Source organism: Pseudomonas sp. JAI111 (assembly GCF_024809425.1).
Taxonomy (GTDB): domain Bacteria; phylum Pseudomonadota; class Gammaproteobacteria; order Pseudomonadales; family Pseudomonadaceae; genus Aquipseudomonas.
The window spans coordinates 204,387-220,221 of record NZ_JANUCB010000009.1; the positions used below are offsets into that span (position 1 = coordinate 204,387).

Annotated in this window: 18 protein-coding genes; 13 read left to right on the plus strand and 5 right to left on the minus strand. The window is 58.1% G+C overall.

Annotated features, from left to right (window positions below):
- The 12 genes from nuoI (at position 1) to HNR03_RS25040 (ending at position 10,988) form a co-directional block, all read left to right on the plus strand.
- Positions 1–546 carry an NADH-quinone oxidoreductase subunit NuoI gene (nuoI, locus tag HNR03_RS24985; protein ID WP_177331423.1) on the plus strand — a complete coding sequence of 182 codons (546 nt, stop codon included), beginning with the start codon at positions 1–3 and terminating at the stop codon, positions 544–546.
- Between the two features lie 9 nt (positions 547–555).
- On the plus strand, positions 556–1,059 hold the full coding sequence (gene nuoJ, locus HNR03_RS24990) for an NADH-quinone oxidoreductase subunit J (protein WP_259156478.1): 504 nt from the start codon (positions 556–558) through the stop codon (positions 1,057–1,059).
- Positions 1,060–1,061: 2 nt separating this feature from the next.
- The gene (gene nuoK, locus HNR03_RS24995) at positions 1,062–1,370 is read left to right on the plus strand and encodes an NADH-quinone oxidoreductase subunit NuoK (protein ID WP_007946416.1); all 309 of its coding nucleotides are present in this window, start codon (positions 1,062–1,064) and stop codon (positions 1,368–1,370) included.
- Positions 1,367–3,220 carry an NADH-quinone oxidoreductase subunit L gene (nuoL, locus tag HNR03_RS25000; protein WP_259156484.1) on the plus strand — a complete coding sequence of 618 codons (1,854 nt, stop codon included), beginning with the start codon at positions 1,367–1,369 and terminating at the stop codon, positions 3,218–3,220. Before nuoK ends, nuoL begins: the two co-directional genes overlap by 4 nt.
- Before the next feature lie 40 nt (positions 3,221–3,260).
- Positions 3,261–4,793 carry an NADH-quinone oxidoreductase subunit M gene (nuoM, locus tag HNR03_RS25005; protein WP_259156486.1) on the plus strand — a complete coding sequence of 511 codons (1,533 nt, stop codon included), beginning with the start codon at positions 3,261–3,263 and terminating at the stop codon, positions 4,791–4,793.
- Positions 4,794–4,800: 7 nt separating this feature from the next.
- Positions 4,801–6,264: an NADH-quinone oxidoreductase subunit NuoN gene (gene nuoN / locus HNR03_RS25010; RefSeq protein WP_259156488.1), complete on the plus strand. Its 1,464-nt coding sequence runs from the start codon at positions 4,801–4,803 to the stop codon at positions 6,262–6,264.
- Positions 6,265–6,553: 289 nt separating this feature from the next.
- Positions 6,554–6,904 (plus strand): toxin, encoded by a 351-nt coding sequence (locus HNR03_RS25015; RefSeq protein WP_259156607.1) that lies wholly within the window; start codon positions 6,554–6,556, stop codon positions 6,902–6,904.
- A complete protein-coding gene (locus tag HNR03_RS25020) occupies positions 6,894–7,208 on the plus strand; it encodes a DNA-binding transcriptional regulator (RefSeq protein ID WP_222587622.1) in 315 nt (104 codons plus the stop codon). The genes HNR03_RS25015 and HNR03_RS25020 overlap by 11 nt, the downstream gene beginning before the upstream one ends.
- A gap of 564 nt (positions 7,209–7,772) precedes the next feature.
- Entirely contained in the window at positions 7,773–7,901 is a 129-nt protein-coding gene (locus tag HNR03_RS25025; protein WP_259156492.1) for a hypothetical protein, read from the plus strand.
- A gap of 44 nt (positions 7,902–7,945) precedes the next feature.
- On the plus strand, positions 7,946–9,181 hold the full coding sequence (locus HNR03_RS25030; RefSeq protein ID WP_259156495.1) for a YcaO-like family protein: 1,236 nt from the start codon (positions 7,946–7,948) through the stop codon (positions 9,179–9,181).
- The gene (locus tag HNR03_RS25035; RefSeq protein WP_259156497.1) at positions 9,178–10,122 is read left to right on the plus strand and encodes a trans-aconitate 2-methyltransferase; all 945 of its coding nucleotides are present in this window, start codon (positions 9,178–9,180) and stop codon (positions 10,120–10,122) included. Before HNR03_RS25030 ends, HNR03_RS25035 begins: the two co-directional genes overlap by 4 nt.
- A complete protein-coding gene (locus tag HNR03_RS25040; RefSeq protein WP_259156498.1) occupies positions 10,122–10,988 on the plus strand; it encodes an alpha/beta fold hydrolase in 867 nt (288 codons plus the stop codon). Before HNR03_RS25035 ends, HNR03_RS25040 begins: the two co-directional genes overlap by 1 nt.
- 96 nt (positions 10,989–11,084) lie before the next feature.
- On the opposite strand, the gene HNR03_RS25045 is transcribed toward HNR03_RS25040, so the two are convergent.
- Positions 11,085–11,285, minus strand: coding sequence for a co-regulatory protein PtrA N-terminal domain-containing protein (locus tag HNR03_RS25045; RefSeq protein ID WP_259156500.1), 201 nt, complete (start codon positions 11,283–11,285; stop codon positions 11,085–11,087).
- 393 nt (positions 11,286–11,678) lie between these two features.
- Between HNR03_RS25045 and HNR03_RS25050 the strand changes: the two genes are divergently transcribed.
- Positions 11,679–11,990, plus strand: coding sequence for a hypothetical protein (locus HNR03_RS25050; protein WP_259156502.1), 312 nt, complete (start codon positions 11,679–11,681; stop codon positions 11,988–11,990).
- On the opposite strand, the gene HNR03_RS25055 is transcribed toward HNR03_RS25050, so the two are convergent.
- From HNR03_RS25055 to HNR03_RS25070, 4 genes are all read right to left on the minus strand, one after another.
- Positions 11,991–12,371, minus strand: coding sequence for a DUF6124 family protein (locus HNR03_RS25055; protein ID WP_259156503.1), 381 nt, complete (start codon positions 12,369–12,371; stop codon positions 11,991–11,993).
- A 586-nt stretch (positions 12,372–12,957) separates the two neighbouring features.
- Complete coding sequence (locus tag HNR03_RS25060) at positions 12,958–14,700, minus strand: ABC transporter substrate-binding protein (protein ID WP_222587628.1); 1,743 nt, start codon at positions 14,698–14,700, stop codon at positions 12,958–12,960.
- Positions 14,701–14,747: 47 nt separating this feature from the next.
- The gene (locus HNR03_RS25065; protein ID WP_259156507.1) at positions 14,748–15,020 is read right to left on the minus strand and encodes a DUF2160 domain-containing protein; all 273 of its coding nucleotides are present in this window, start codon (positions 15,018–15,020) and stop codon (positions 14,748–14,750) included.
- A gap of 10 nt (positions 15,021–15,030) precedes the next feature.
- The gene (locus HNR03_RS25070; protein WP_208669049.1) at positions 15,031–15,831 is read right to left on the minus strand and encodes a carbohydrate ABC transporter permease; all 801 of its coding nucleotides are present in this window, start codon (positions 15,829–15,831) and stop codon (positions 15,031–15,033) included.
- Between the last annotated feature and the right edge of the window lie 4 nt (positions 15,832–15,835).

Here is a 15,835-nt window from a genome sequence, read left to right on the forward strand (position 1 = left end):
ATGAAGTACATATTTGACATCGTGCATGGCTTCTTCACCCAGCTTCGCAGCCTGGTGATGATTTTCGGCCACGCCTTCCGCAAGCGCGACACGCTGCAGTACCCGGAAGAAGCCGTGTACCTGCCGCCGCGCTACCGTGGCCGTATCGTCCTGACCCGCGACCCTGATGGCGAAGAGCGTTGTGTAGCCTGCAACCTGTGCGCCGTGGCATGCCCGGTCGGTTGCATCTCGCTGCAGAAAGCCGAAACCGAAGACGGTCGCTGGTACCCGGACTTCTTCCGCATCAACTTCTCGCGCTGCATTTTCTGCGGCCTCTGCGAGGAAGCCTGCCCGACCACCGCGATCCAGCTGACACCGGATTTCGAGATGGCCGAGTTCAAACGTCAGGACCTGGTTTACGAGAAAGAAGATCTGCTGATCTCCGGCCCCGGCAAAAACCCTGATTACAACTTCTATCGTGTTGCAGGTATGGCGATTGCCGGTAAGCCAAAAGGCGCCGCGCAAAATGAAGCCGAACCGATCAACGTGAAGAGCTTGCTGCCTTAAGGAAGAAAGATGGAATTCGCTTTCTATTTCGCATCGGGTATCGCTGTGGTTTCCACGCTTCGCGTGGTCACCCACACCAACCCTGTGCACGCCCTGCTCTACCTGATCATTTCGCTGATTGCCGTGGCGATGACGTTCTTCGCCCTCGGCGCACCGTTTGCCGGTGTGCTGGAAGTGATCGCCTACGCTGGCGCCATCATGGTGCTGTTCGTGTTTGTGGTGATGATGCTGAACCTGGGGCCCGCCTCGGTTCAGCAAGAGCGCGTCTGGCTCAAGCCCGGCATCTGGCTCGGCCCGGTGATTCTCGGTGCCCTGCTGCTGGCCGAGTTGCTGTACGTGCTGTTCAGCCACCAGACCGGTCAGGCCGTCGGCCACACCACCGTAGACGCGAAGGCCGTGGGCATCAGCCTGTTCGGTCCTTATCTGCTGGTGGTCGAACTCGCCTCGATGTTGCTGCTTGCGGCAGCCGTCACGGCGTTCCACTTGGGCCGCAACGAAGCCAAGGAGCAATGACGATGCCTGCTATCCCTATGGAGCATGGTCTGGCGGTCGCCGGCATCCTGTTCTGCCTCGGTCTGGTCGGCCTGATGGTCCGGCGCAACATTCTTTTCGTGTTGATGAGCCTGGAGGTCATGATGAATGCCTCCGCGTTGGCGTTCATCGTTGCCGGTAGCCGCTGGGCGCAGCCGGATGGACAGATCATGTTCATCCTGGTGATCAGCCTTGCAGCCGCCGAGGCCAGTATTGGCCTGGCGATTCTGTTGCAGCTGTATCGCCGCTTCCACACTCTCGATATCGACGCTGCCAGCGAGATGCGCGGATGAATCTTCTCTATCTGACTTTCGTATTCCCTCTCATAGGTTTTCTGCTGCTGGCGTTCTCACGCGGTCGCTTTTCGGAAAACCTGTCGGCGCTGATCGGCGTCGGTTCCATCGGCCTGTCTGCCATCGTCGCGGCCTACGTGATCTGGCAATTCAACGTCGCCCCGCCGGAAGGCGGCCACTACACCCAGGTGTTGTGGCAGTGGATGGCGGTGGAAGGCTTCACGCCTAACTTCGCGCTGTATCTGGACGGCCTGTCCGTGACCATGCTCGGTGTGGTCGTCGGCGTCGGCTTCCTGATCCACCTGTTCGCGTCCTGGTACATGCGCGGTGAAGCCGGTTACTCGCGCTTCTTCGCCTACACCAACCTGTTTATCGCCAGCATGCTGTTCCTGGTGCTGGGCGATAACCTGTTGTTCCTGTACTTCGGTTGGGAAGGCGTGGGCCTGTGCTCGTACCTGTTGATCGGTTTCTACTACAGCAACCGCAACAACGGTAACGCGGCACTCAAAGCCTTTATCGTCACCCGTATCGGCGACGTGTTCATGGCCATCGGCCTGTTCATCCTGTTCCAGCAGTTGGGCACGCTGAACATTCAGGAGCTGCTGGTCAAGGCACCTCAGCACTTCCAGTCCGGTGACTTCTGGATCGTTCTGGCGACCCTGATGCTGCTGGGCGGCGCTGTTGGTAAATCCGCGCAACTGCCACTGCAAACCTGGCTGGCGGATGCGATGGCCGGCCCTACCCCGGTTTCGGCACTGATCCACGCTGCAACCATGGTGACCGCCGGTGTCTACCTGATCGCCCGTACCCACGGCCTGTTTGCGTTGGCGCCGGACATCCTGCACCTCGTCGGCGTCGTCGGTGGCGTGACTCTGGTGCTGGCCGGTTTTGCCGCGCTGGTGCAGACCGACATCAAACGTATCCTCGCCTACTCGACCATGAGCCAGATCGGCTACATGTTCCTGGCCCTGGGCGTTGGCGCATGGGATGGCGCGATTTTCCACCTGATGACCCACGCCTTCTTCAAGGCGCTGTTGTTCCTTGCCTCCGGTGCGGTGATCGTTGCCTGCCACCACGAGCAGAACATCTTCAAGATGGGCGGCCTGTGGAAGAAACTGCCGCTGGCCTACGCCAGCTTCATCGTCGGCGGCGCGGCATTGTCTGCCCTGCCTCTGGTGACCGCAGGCTTCTACTCCAAGGACGAAATCCTCTGGGAAGCGTTCGCCAGCGGCAACCATGGTCTGCTGTATGCAGGTCTGGTCGGCGCGTTCATGACATCGCTGTACACCTTCCGCCTGATCTTCATCACGTTCCACGGTGAAGCGAAGACCGAAGCGCACGCCGGTCACGGCATCGCTCACTGGTTGCCACTGTCGGTGCTGATCGTGCTGTCGACCTTCGTCGGCGCCATGATCGTTCCACCGCTGCACGGCGTGCTGCCGGAAAGCGTTGGCCATGCCGGCGGCGAAGCTAAGCACAGTCTGGAAATCGCCTCGGGCGCCATCGCCCTGTCCGGTATCCTGCTGGCCGCGCTGCTGTTCCTTGGCAAGCGTCGTTTCGTCACTGCAATCGCCAACAGCGGCATCGGCCGCTTCCTTTCGGCCTGGTGGTTCGCTGCCTGGGGCTTCGACTGGATCTACGACAAACTGTTCGTCAAGCCATACCTTGCGATCAGCCACGCACTGCGCAAAGACCCGCTCGACCAGACCATCGGTCTGATCCCGCGTATGGCCAAAGGCGGTCACACCGCCCTGAGCCGTACCGAAACCGGTCAACTGCGTTGGTACGCGGCATCGATGGCAGCCGGCTCCGTGCTGGTCATCGGCGCCATCGTGCTGGTAGCGGTCTGAATATGAACCTTGCGAACTTGCGAAAGGAATTGAGCCCGTCATGATTCTGCCTTGGCTAATCCTGATCCCCTTCATCGGCGGCCTGCTGTGCTGGATGGGTGAGCGCTTCGGCGCTACCCTCCCCCGCTGGATTGCGCTGTTGACCATGACCCTGGAACTCGCGCTCGGCCTCTGGCTGTGGGCCCACGGTAATTATTCATTTGCTCCGGCGCCTGGCGCCGATCCGGTCTGGGCGCTTGAGTTCAAGCACATCTGGATCCAGCGCTTCGGCATCAGCGTGCACCTGGCCCTCGACGGCCTGTCGCTGCTGATGATCCTGCTGACCGGTCTGCTGGGTATCCTCTCGGTGCTCTGCTCGTGGAAAGAGATCCAGCGTCACGTTGGCTTCTTCCACCTGAACCTGATGTGGATCCTGGGCGGTGTCGTCGGCGTGTTCCTCGCCCTCGACCTGTTCATGTTCTTCTTCTTCTGGGAAATGATGCTGGTGCCGATGTACTTCCTCATCGCGCTCTGGGGTCACAGTTCTTCGGACGGCAAGAAAACCCGGATCTACGCGGCGACCAAGTTCTTCATCTTCACCCAGGCTTCCGGCCTGATCATGTTGGTGGCGATCCTGGGTCTGGTGCTGGTCAACTTCAACAGCACCGGTGTGATTACCTTCAATTACTCCGATCTGTTGAAAACCAAGATGTCGCTCACCACCGAGTACATCCTGATGCTCGGCTTCTTCATCGCGTTCGCGGTGAAGCTGCCAGTGGTGCCGTTCCACTCCTGGCTGCCTGACGCTCACGCCCAGGCACCGACCGCGGGTTCCGTCGACCTGGCCGGTATCTTGTTGAAGACTGCGGCTTACGGTCTGCTGCGTTTCGCCCTGCCGCTGTTCCCGAATGCCTCGGCCGAGTTCGCGCCGATCGCCATGACCCTGGGTCTGATCGGGATCTTCTACGGTGCTTTCCTGGCGTTCGCGCAAACCGACATCAAGCGTCTGATCGCCTACTCCTCGGTTTCCCACATGGGCTTCGTGCTGATCGGCATCTACTCCGGCAGCCAACTGGCGCTGCAGGGCGCGGTGATGCAGATGCTGGCGCACGGTCTGTCGGCGGCGGCACTCTTTATCCTAAGTGGTCAGCTGTACGAGCGCACTCACACCCGCGACATGCGTGAAATGGGTGGCCTGTGGTCGAAGATCGCTTACCTGCCCGCCATCAGCCTGTTCTTCGCGGCGGCGTCCCTGGGCTTGCCGGGTACCGGTAACTTCGTCGGTGAGTTCCTGATCCTGATCGGCACCTTCGCCGCTGCGCCGTGGATCACCGCGATCGCAACGTCGGGCCTGGTGTTCGGTTCGGTCTACTCGCTGATCATGATCCACCGTGCCTACTTCGGCCCGTCCAAATCGGACGCGGTGCTGCATGGCATGGACGGTCGCGAACTGATCATGGTGGTCGGCCTGGCGGCGCTGCTGATTTACATCGGCGTGTACCCGCAGCCGTTCCTCGACACTTCTGCCGCGACGATGCATGGCGTGCAGCAGTGGCTTGGCTCCGCCTTCACTCAACTCGCTTCGGCCCGGTAAGAGCGCTATGGAATTCACGACTCAACACTTTATCGCGCTTGCGCCGTTGTTGATCACCAGCGCCACGATCATCGTGGTGATGCTGGCAATCGCCTGGCGCCGCAACCACTCGCAGACCTTCCTGATTTCCGTGGCGGGTCTGAACCTGGCATTGCTGTCGATCCTGCCGGCCCTGAAAGTCGCGCCTCTGGCCGTGACGCCTTTGCTGCAGATCGACACCTTCGCCTGCTTGTACATGGCGCTGATCCTGGTCGCCACCCTCGCCTGTGTCACCCTCGCCCACGCCTACCTCGGCGATGGCGGTTCGGGTTACCCGGGCAACCGTGAAGAACTTTACCTGCTGATCCTGATGTCCGCCGCTGGCGGCCTGGTACTGGTCAGCGCGCAACACCTGGCCGGGTTGTTCGTCGGTCTGGAGCTGCTCTCGGTACCGGTCTACGGTCTGGTGGCTTACGCCTTCTTCAACAAGCATTCGCTGGAAGCCGGTATCAAGTACATGGTGCTGTCGGCCGCCGGTTCCGCGTTCCTGTTGTTCGGTATGGCGCTGCTGTATGCCGACTCCGGTAGCCTGAGCTTCGTTGGCATCGGCCAGGCCCTCGCGGCCACCGGCCTGCCAAGCTCGCTGGCGCAACTGGGCCTGGGCATGATGCTGATCGGTCTGGCGTTCAAGCTGTCGCTGGTGCCGTTCCACCTCTGGACCCCGGACGTTTACGAAGGGGCCCCGGCTCCGGTGGCGGCGTTCCTGGCCACCGCCTCCAAAGTCGCGGTGTTCGCGGTGATGGTGCGTCTGTTCCAGATCTCCCCGGCGGCAAGCAGCGGTGTACTGAGCGACGTACTGACCATCATCGCCATCGCGTCGATCCTGTTCGGTAACCTGCTGGCACTGACCCAAAGCAACCTCAAGCGTCTGCTGGGTTACTCGTCCATCGCTCACTTCGGTTACCTGCTGATCGCCCTGGTGGCGAGCAAGGGTCTGGCCGTTGAAGCCATCGGTGTGTACCTGGTCACCTACGTCATCACCAGCCTCGGCGCGTTCGGCGTGATCACGCTGATGTCCTCGCCGTACAACGGTCGTGACGCCGATGCCCTGTACGAGTACCGCGGCCTGTTCTGGCGTCGTCCGTACCTGACCGCCGTACTGACCGTGATGATGCTGTCCCTGGCCGGTATCCCGCTGACCGCGGGCTTCATCGGCAAGTTCTACATCATCGCCACCGGTGTCGAATCGCATCAATGGTGGCTGGTCGGCTCCCTGGTACTGGGCAGCGCCATCGGCGTCTTCTACTACCTGCGCGTCATGGTCACCCTGTACCTGATCGAGCCAAACCTGCGTCGTCACGATGCGCAACTGCATTGGGAACAACGTGCAGGCGGCGTGATGCTGCTGGCCATCGCCGCACTGGCGTTCTTCCTGGGTCTGTATCCGCAGCCATTGCTGGTGCTGGTTCAGCAGGCGGGCCTGGCGGGTTGATCGTTTAGTCGATACTCGGTAGAAAACAGAAACGGCACCTTCGGGTGCCGTTTTTGCGTTTGTGGGATCGTGATTTTCAAGCATCGATTTATGCACCGCCTCCCGGGTCAGTCCCACTGCGAAGTATCCCCTCTCTTTGATCGAATGCTCTCACCGCACGGGTTGATTTGTCCTACAGGTGTTTTTTCAACCCGGGTCTACCGTTGGAAACGGGAACGAAAAGGATGGCTTCGATGCCTTGACCGATTCGATTATCAAGACAACACTATACGTAGGTAGCGTACAGAACATGGATGCTCTTTTTATCGAATTACGTATGTTTCAGAAACATCGAGACGAGTACATGGATGACGATCTGTTTCGCAGCTTTCAACTGGAGTTGCTTAAGAATCCGGAAGCGGGCGATCTCATTGAGGGCACCGGTGGGCTGCGCAAAATCCGCTTCTGCGATCAACGACGAGGCAAGGGCAAACGTAGCGGATTGCGGGTGATTTATTACTGGTGGTCAGGCTTCGATCAATTCTGGCTGTTCACCGTGTACAGCAAAAACGAGCAAGACGACCTGTCGCCCTCCCAGAAAAACGTTTTCAGACAAGCGCTAGATAGAGAAATCAACACGAGATCCCACTATGAAACGTGATATTTTTTCCGAACTGATGGATGGCCTCGAGGCCCTGGCGGATGAGCGCCAAGGCAAAATCACGTTGCGAACCCACAAGGTTCAGTTGCCAAAACTGGTGCCCATCACTGCCGAGGAAGTAGTAGCCATCCGCCAACAGCTCAACCTCTCCCGGTCCGTGTTCGCCATGTATCTGCGCACCAACACCCGAACCCTCGAGAATTGGGAGCAGGGACGGGCAATTCCCAATGCCCAAGCCACGACACTGATCCGCCTGGTTGAGCGTTTTCCGGAGACAGTCGCGCAACTGGCGGCACTGACTTGAATTGTCTGCACCATTTTAATTGCTCCTTCATTGGATCGTTGCCCGCAGTGACGGACCTGCTCGCTAAAGCGCTGGAACTGGCACAAACAAAAACGGCACCTCTCAAGACTGAGTGAAAACGCACTGATGGTGGTTCCAAGCAAACGCCCCGACTTGTTCGGGGCGTTTTCATTTGTGCAGAAAGCAAAGACTTCTGCCGGTTGAATTCGAGGGGTAAATCCGCGCCGCCGTCTGAAGAAACTTCAAACGCGATAGGAAAAATCTCCGCGTACTACCTGTAAAGGAACGAAAACAGACTCATCATTGCGATTTGGCTACCCAACTATCTGAATTTTCCCACACCCCATTTCCCCCATCGCTGCAGCGAATGCGGTGTTTACTCGGCGTCCTCTCCTGTTTACGAATAAAAGTCGTCAATCGCGGATTAATGTGTATGTGTTTCCTTACACCAAAAATAACGACACTGTAACTTCCCGTCATTTTTGACCGACCAACTTCCAACTTATACAGTTGCTCCGTGCTTGATTAAGCACGCCACTATCCAACAAAAAAGAGAGTCTACCTATGGGTTACCTTGTCAGCTGGAACGCAAACAAAGTTATCGACCTGCAACAACAGGACACCCCCACAGCAGAGCAAATTGAACAACTGCAACTGACCGAGGATGAACAGGCAGAACTGGAAGCCGTTTAAGAAAGCGGGGGGCAAATGCCCCCCGTTTTTCAAGGGAGGGAACAATGGATAACTTTACACGTGCAGAACGAGAACTCACCCTCGCTCAGGCTGAAAAGAGGATTCACGCCGAACTGGAAACCCTGGGGATTCGCGCAGAACCCCGCACACTCGGGCAAAAGATTGTCGCGGTGCATGTCTCGGCGAGTGTTGGCAATCAACAGGGCATCGCCAGGGGAGCGGGAAAAGGTTACCTCCATCACGCCCAGGTGGGTGCACTTTACGAAACACTGGAACATTATCTAAGTGATCACTACAGCTCCTGCGATATTCACTGCATGGCCCCGCATTATTTTTCCGACTCGCCACTATTTATCGACGACACTGTTCTTTCGACTCTCATCGACCAACCCGATGCCTTGACAGCCTGCAGAACTTATACGGACATTTTCAAAAAAATTTTATTCTCTTACCCCGTTGCGTTATGCACTCCCGACTATTCGCGCCAACCACTGGAACAAGACACTACAAACTACGGAGTATTACGGCGATACGCCTCTAACAGTGGAACGGCCATTGGCGCGAGTTACGACGAAGCGGTCTTGCATGCGGCAAATGAATGCATCGAGCGCGATGCGGTCTCGTTGTTTTTGCTGGAGCATTTTTACTACGAGAACCGGCCTGTTTTGCGCCTGGTTGGGCGCGTGGCAGATCACGAAGAATTGGGTCAACTGTGGTCGGACGCCGAAGCGGAGATCGGAGCGGAAATCATCCTGATCGACATCAGCACCGAATTCCTGCCTCGCACGTTTCTGGCGTTCACAACCGAACCTGGTCCCCATCCTCGCGTGTTCGGCAGCGGTAGCTCGATCAGCGCCCGACATGGCGCGTGGCGGGCGCTGACCGAACTCGTCCAACTGCATCACGGGGCCTCGGAGCCAGAACTGCAACACTACCTGAGTAATGCGCAACGGCACCTGAGCAAATTTCCTCGCCTGCTCCGCTGCCTGCGATTCGATCTGTATCCACTGCTTACCCTGTGCGAGCAATTCACCGTCGAATTACCCGAAACAATCAATGAGCGACCATTGGCCGAGCAAATCAACTTGCTGGCAGAAGATCTCCACCGGCATGGGCGCGCGCTGGGGGTCACCCAACTACATCAGACGCCGTTGGGGACCACGCTGGTCAACGTCGTCATTCCGGGGCTGGAGCGGTTTTTTGTGGTGTCCAGTGGCAACGTGGTGATACCGCAGGCACGAGGACGGCGCCTGCAAAGGAACCAGGGAGTGGCAACATGACCCCTACCCTTCATCGAGAACACCACCTTGCTCAATCATTCCCCCGGCACAAGGCATCGCCGGGCGAGCTCGATAGCTTCATCGAACCCTTCGGCTCGGGCCTGCATCATTTGTTTGTCCTTCGTGTCGGCGGCGGCGAATGGGTCGGCCGCAAAGTCCTGCAACACAGCGAGACGGTCGGCTGGCACATCAGCAGCGTGCTCCAACCCTGGATGTTGCTCGGACCGCTGGCGGAGTGGCAGTGGGGCAATCAAGGCGCCGTGATCTATTTCCATGCTGTATCTGCACAGGAGAAAGAAACCGCGTTCCATAACGCATTGACGCAGTCGGGCAGCGAAGTGCGATTTCCGTTTCCTGCCATGGATGACAGCGGCCGAGAGTGCGTCTGCCCGCCCGAGTACTGGCAATGTACTGAGTTGCTCGCCACGCAGCTGGATGCTGACGAACTGCATTTTCGCCAGCATTGCACGAGCCTGATCAATTCCCTGTCATCTCCCGGCGCGGTGATCCATGACCCGGCGTGTTCGACGGGCGAGTTCATCGCGCACCTCGCTGGGGAACTCCCGGATCGCCAATGCCTGGGATCTGATCGCTCAGCGTCGATGATCGAATATGCCAAAAAGCATCATGGCACTTCAGCCGCCCGGTTCTACCTGGCCGACGCCCGCCACATCGCGACAACAGGCATTCAATGCGATGTGCTGATCCTGCGTTTCCTCAATGCCGAAGTGATGACGCGCAAGGACGCGCAGCGAGCGTTCCTCGATATGGCAGCCGGCGTTAAACCGGGAGGCACTATTCTCCTTTTCGGCCATACGCCGGTGCTGATCGCCGTGGCCTATATGGCGCAGGTGCTGAAGCTTGAACTGATATCCAGCGTAGCGGCCCGTCCCGGCCACACGGAACTGTTTCAGTTCTACAGGCTGAGGACGCCCGCCTAATGGTGAACAGTGGCTACCTCTCGACCGGCGACGGTCACCAACTCTATTGGGAGCGACACGGCACCCCAGGTCGCGAACCGATATTTTTCCTGCATGGCGGACCTGGGGGTTGCAGCGACAGACGTCATCTGGAGTTCTTCGATGAGCGCTGTTTCGACATTATCCTGTTCGATCAGCGTGGCTGCGGGCGCTCCGTTCCCCACGGCGAACTCCGACACAACGACACCGGGCTTTGCGTCGAAGACATCGAAGCCCTGCGGCAGCATCTGGGGTTCGAAACGATCAGTATGCTCGGCGTCTCATGGGGCAGCTGGCTGGCCATTCAATACCAGCAACGCTACCCAGAGGCCGTTCTGAAAACCACACTGGTCTCAGTCTTCGTGCCGTTTTCAGCCAACGTAAGTGCCTACGATCAAACCTTGAATGGCGGTCTCTCGGCCATTACCCATGGGGCATGCGCCGTCAGTGCCGGTGCGATCTACCAAGTCTTGAACAATGGCTGCGCAATCCAGCAGCGCCAGGCGGCCCTCCACTGGTTAAGGGCAACACTGCAATTGAGCGGACAATCGATGCAGCCGAGCGCACTCGAAGCATTCGTTGACGACGAAGCCGTGCGCGCTATCCGCCTGGAGTTGCATTACCACGTAAACCAGTACTTCTTCACAACCGCGGATGAAGCGCCTTCGCTTAATGCCCAGACTGAAGTGATCCAAGGCATCAGCGATACCTTCGGCATGGCCAGCGTTCGCTGGCTTCGGCGGCGCCAGCCGCTGCGATGCCGGCTACTCAACGCCGGACACAACGCCTTCGAGCTGGCGATTCTGAAAACCGTGCGCCAGTCGTTGAAACGTGAACATCTGCGCTGACAAGAGATCGCACTATGGAACGTGACATTTTTCCGAACTGATGGGAGGCATGGAAGATCTCGCAGATGAGCGACAAGGAAGGGTCACTCGACACGCTTACAAATCTTGGGTCTTGTCGTCCTTCTTCTCAGTCAACACGACGGGGTTACGCGCCTGTTCTTTGGCAACAAACACCTCCATCGAGCGTTCATTGGCCGCCATCATTTTTTCAAAGGCTCTGTCGCCACCACCTTCAGCCAAAACCACAGAAGACATCTGCAACGCTGCTGCAAACGCACTCAGTTGTGCAAGTTTCATGTTTGATTCCTCGTTTAATTAACTAACGAGATCAAGGTAACAATCCGAACCTTTCATGAAGGTGGCGCGCAAATTACATATCCGTTATGTAGCCGCAGGGCGTGCAGCAGTTGTCGCAGTTCTGCGATGACCTGGCCGATGAGCTGCGCACGCCGATCAGCAAGTTGATGGGCAGGCACAGGTGACGCTGCAATACCTGTGGGAGTGGGCTTAAACCTTGGCGCTCCTTGGGTAAGAGGTGAGTCTTTTGGGTATCCATCAGGGCGCCTTTTTTTGCCTTCGGCTTCGGCTCGCAGGTAAATCGGATTTACCCTACTGCCAAACCGGAATCACCCGACATTCACATTTGAGGCTACTCGCCAAAGTCCCCGTTTTGCGGAAAGGGACACGGACGTGACCAGACTCATCCCCCGAAGAGAAGTCCATGGCCAACATGGTCATGTACTCGACACCTACCAAGCCATGGAAAATTTTCGAGAGGCGCTGAACCGCCCGGACGATTTACCAGGCTTCGACGATTTGCAAAACGCATTGGGGCTCAGTCGATCCAACTACATGCAAGGAGCCAACCAGCGAAAACTGATCGAGGCTGTTAGCAACGGCGACTGGAATTTGCCTGACAGCAAAGAAGCCGATTGCCAGCCATTCAATAAAAACGCGGCCCTTCTAGCGCCGCGTTTTTTTGTGTCTGCTCAGTCCCGTTGATCAGCCCGCAGGGTCGACGTTATCCAGCGCCTTATTCACTGCCAATTCGCCGAGCATCACCACCTGCGCGATCCCCAACAGCGTTCTGCGATGCGTGCCTTCCAGTAGCGCAGCAAAATCACCGAGCATGACCGAGGCCGAGGCCAGGGATTCACAGGCATTGGCCAGCAAGGATTCGGTGTCCGCTTCGGGATTGACGAAGAACATTGCGTTGGGGGTGTATGGCGTGGCCATGATTTGGGCGGAGGGGTTGAGGTAGTAGTCGAGGGCGCGGTCGGCGGCTTCGTGGAGTTTTCGGGTGTCCACGCAGACGTAGGGGGATGTTGGGTCGGCGTCCGTAGCGGTATCTGCTTCGGGAGGGTTGGGGGTTGGTTTTTTCATAGGGTATTTCCTTTGCATGAAAGTTGTAGCTGCCCCTTTCGGTTCCACGCGAAGGGTGGCAGCTGTACGCAGGTTGGAACCCGGGGGCAAAGAACCCGGCAGACCCGAAGGTCTCCCGCGCACAGCCGCCATAAACGGAATGCACACATTGAAGGTGTGCAAGCATACGTTATGAAAGGCGCCTTGGCGCTGTACTGCCCTCGGGGTTCCAATCCCGATCGCTGATTTGGCAGCGACGTCCACAGGCTAGAGAGCTGACGTCCGACGGACAACCTGAAAACATTGTGGGAAGGTTCTGCTCATCCACTTAAACGCTTAAACATCCAGCATTGAAATACGAACTGTGGTGCACGGAATTATCAGGCCAGTTCTGGCTTACCCACGAAAAATCCGGCCCATCCAGCCTCTTCATTGGCTGTTCCACCGCTATCGCGGGCAAGCCCACTCCCACAGGTTTAGCGGTGTACACAACATTTGCCGGCACTGCGCAATACCTGTGGGAGCGGGCTTGCCCGCGATGGCGGCGGAACAGGCACAAAGCAAAACGGCACCTTTCGGTGCCGTTCGCGTTTCACATTACAGCCTCTTACTTGCGTGCATCCGCCCACGATTTGAGCAGTTCGTTGTAGCTCACGGTTTCGCCTTTAGGTTTCTCGTTCGCCAGTTTCGGCTTCGGTGCACCCGGCTGATCGAACCAGTACTGCGCATCGCGCTCGGCGTTCATTTTCGGCGCGCACACGGCTTGCGCTTTCGAGCGTTCCAGGCGCGTCATGATCGCGTCCTGATCCTTGGCCAGGCCATCCAGCGCCTGTTGCGGGGTTTTGTCGCCGCTGGCGGCTTCGGCGATGTGACTCCACCACAGTTGAGCCAGACGTGGATAGTCCGGCACGTTGGTCCCGGTCGGGGTCCATTGCACGCGGGCCGGGCTGCGGTAGAACTCCACCAGGCCGCCGAGTTTCGGTGCCAGGTCGGTCATTGCTTGCGAGTTGATGTCCGACTCGCGGATGGGTGTCAGGCCGACGATGGTTTTCTTCAGCGATACGGTTTTCGAGGTCACAAACTGCGCGTACAGCCAGGCCGCCAGTTTCTGTTTCTCAGGCGTGGATTTCATGAACGTCCACGAACCCACGTCCTGATATCCAAGCTTCATGCCCTCCTCCCAATACGGTCCGCGTGGCGATGGCGCCATGCGCCATTTTGGCGTGCCGTCGGCATTCACCACCGGCAGGCCCGGTTTGGTCATGTCTGCGGTGAACGCGGTGTACCAGAAAATTTGCTGGGCGATGTTGCCTTGGGACGGCACCGGGCCGGATTCGGAGAAGGTCATGCCCGCCGCTTCCGGTGGCGCGTATTTCTTCATCCAATCGACGTATTTGGTGGTGGCGAAAACCGCTGCCGGGCCGTTGGTGTCACCGCCGCGGGTCACGCTGGAGCCGACCGGGTGGCAGTCTTCAACACGAATGCCCCACTCATCCACCGGCAAACCGTTGGGCAAGCCCTTGTCACCGCCGCCGGCCATGGAGAACCAGGCATCGGTAAAGCGCCAGCCCAGGGACGGGTCTTTCTTGCCGTAGTCCATGTGCCCGTAGATACGCTTGCCGTCGATTTCCTTGATGTCTTCGCTGAAGAACTTGGCGATGTCTTCATAGGCCGACCAGTTCACTGGCACGCCCAACTCGTAACCGTATTTTTCCTTGAACTTGGCTTTCAGCTCCGGGCGCTCGAACCAGTCGGCGCGGAACCAGTAGAGGTTGGCGAACTGTTGATCGGGCAATTGATAGAGCTTGCCATCGGGCGCGGTGGTGAAGGAGGTGCCGATGAAATCCTTGAGGTCCAGGGTCGGCGAGGTGAAGTTTTTACCTTCATTGGCCATCAGGTCGGTAATGGCTTCGGTCTTGCCGTAACGGAAATGGGTACCGATCAGGTCCGAGTCGTTGACCCAGCCGTCATAGATGCTCTTGTCCGACTGCATCACGGTCTGCAGTTTTTCCACCACGTCGCCTTCTTGCAGCAGGTCGTGGGTGACTTTGATCCCGGTGATCTCGGTAAAGGCCTTGGCCAAGACCTTGGATTCATACTCGTGGGTGGTCAGGGTTTCGGAAACAACCTTGATGTCCATCCCGCGAAACGGCTCTGCCGCCTTGATAAACCACTTCAGTTCTTCAAGCTGTTGATCCGCCGTCAGGGTAGACGGTTTGAACTCGCTGCCAATCCATTTCTTCGCAGCGTCTTCATAGGCGTCGGCCCAGGCCGATGCGCTCAAACCGCTGAGTGCCAGCATGGCTGCCAATGAAATGCTATGTCGCAGCTTATTGTTTTTGTCGAACATAGAGACCTCCTGTTTAGGTTTTGGAGCACGATTGCCGAGCGATTCGACTAGCCCCACCGCATCACAGCCAACAGCCACACCAGGGACAACGCGAACGCAACCCAGATGCTCCAGTCGGTGACGCCAATTACCAGCAAATGCAGGTAGGCGCTGCCGAGAAGACCGATAAACAGCCGGTCGCCACGGGTCGTGGCAATCGGCAAAAAGCCACGCCGAGGAACACTCGGCGAGCGTAATTCCCAGGTCGTCATGCCGACCAGCATCAAGGCAATGACGCCGAAGAACGCCGCCGTGGGGCCGGTCCAACTCATCCATTCCATCATCAGTTCCTCAGACCCGGCCCAGGGCAAAGCCCTTGGCCACGTGGTTGCGAACAAACCAGATCACCAGCATGCCCGGCAGGATGGTCAACACCCCCGCCGCCGCCAGTACGCCCCAGTCAATGCCGGACGCCGAGACCGTTCGGGTCATCACCGCAGCAATTGGCTTGGCGTTCACCGACGTCAGCGTCCGGGCCAGCAGCAGCTCGACCCAGGAGAACATGAAGCAGAAGAACGCCGTGACGCCGATCCCGGAGCCGATCAGCGGGACGAAAATCTTTATGAAGAACTTGGGAAAACTGTAGCCGTCGATGTAGGCCGTTTCGTCGATCTCCTTCGGAACGCCAGACATGAAGCCCTCGAGGATCCACACCGCCAACGGCACGTTGAACAGGCAGTGCGCCAAGGCCACGGCGATGTGCGTGTCAAACAGGCCGATCGAGGAATACAGCTGGAAGAACGGCAGCAGAAACACCGCAGGCGGCGCCATGCGATTGGTCAGCAGCCAGAAGAACAGGTGCTTGTCGCCCAGGAAGCGATAACGCGAAAACGCATAAGCCGCCGGCAGCGCCACGCTCAGGGAGATCACCGTGTTGAGGCTCACGTAGTACAGCGAGTTGAGATAACCGGTGTACCAACTCGGGTCGGTGAAGATCACCTTGTAGTTGGCGAAGGTGAAATCCTGCGGAAACAGTGTCAGCCCGCCGAGGATCTCGGTGTTGCTCTTGAAGGACATGTTCAGCAACCAGTAGATCGGCACCAGCAGGAACAGGATGTAGATCAGCAGCGGGATCAGCTTTCTTTTGCTCATGGCA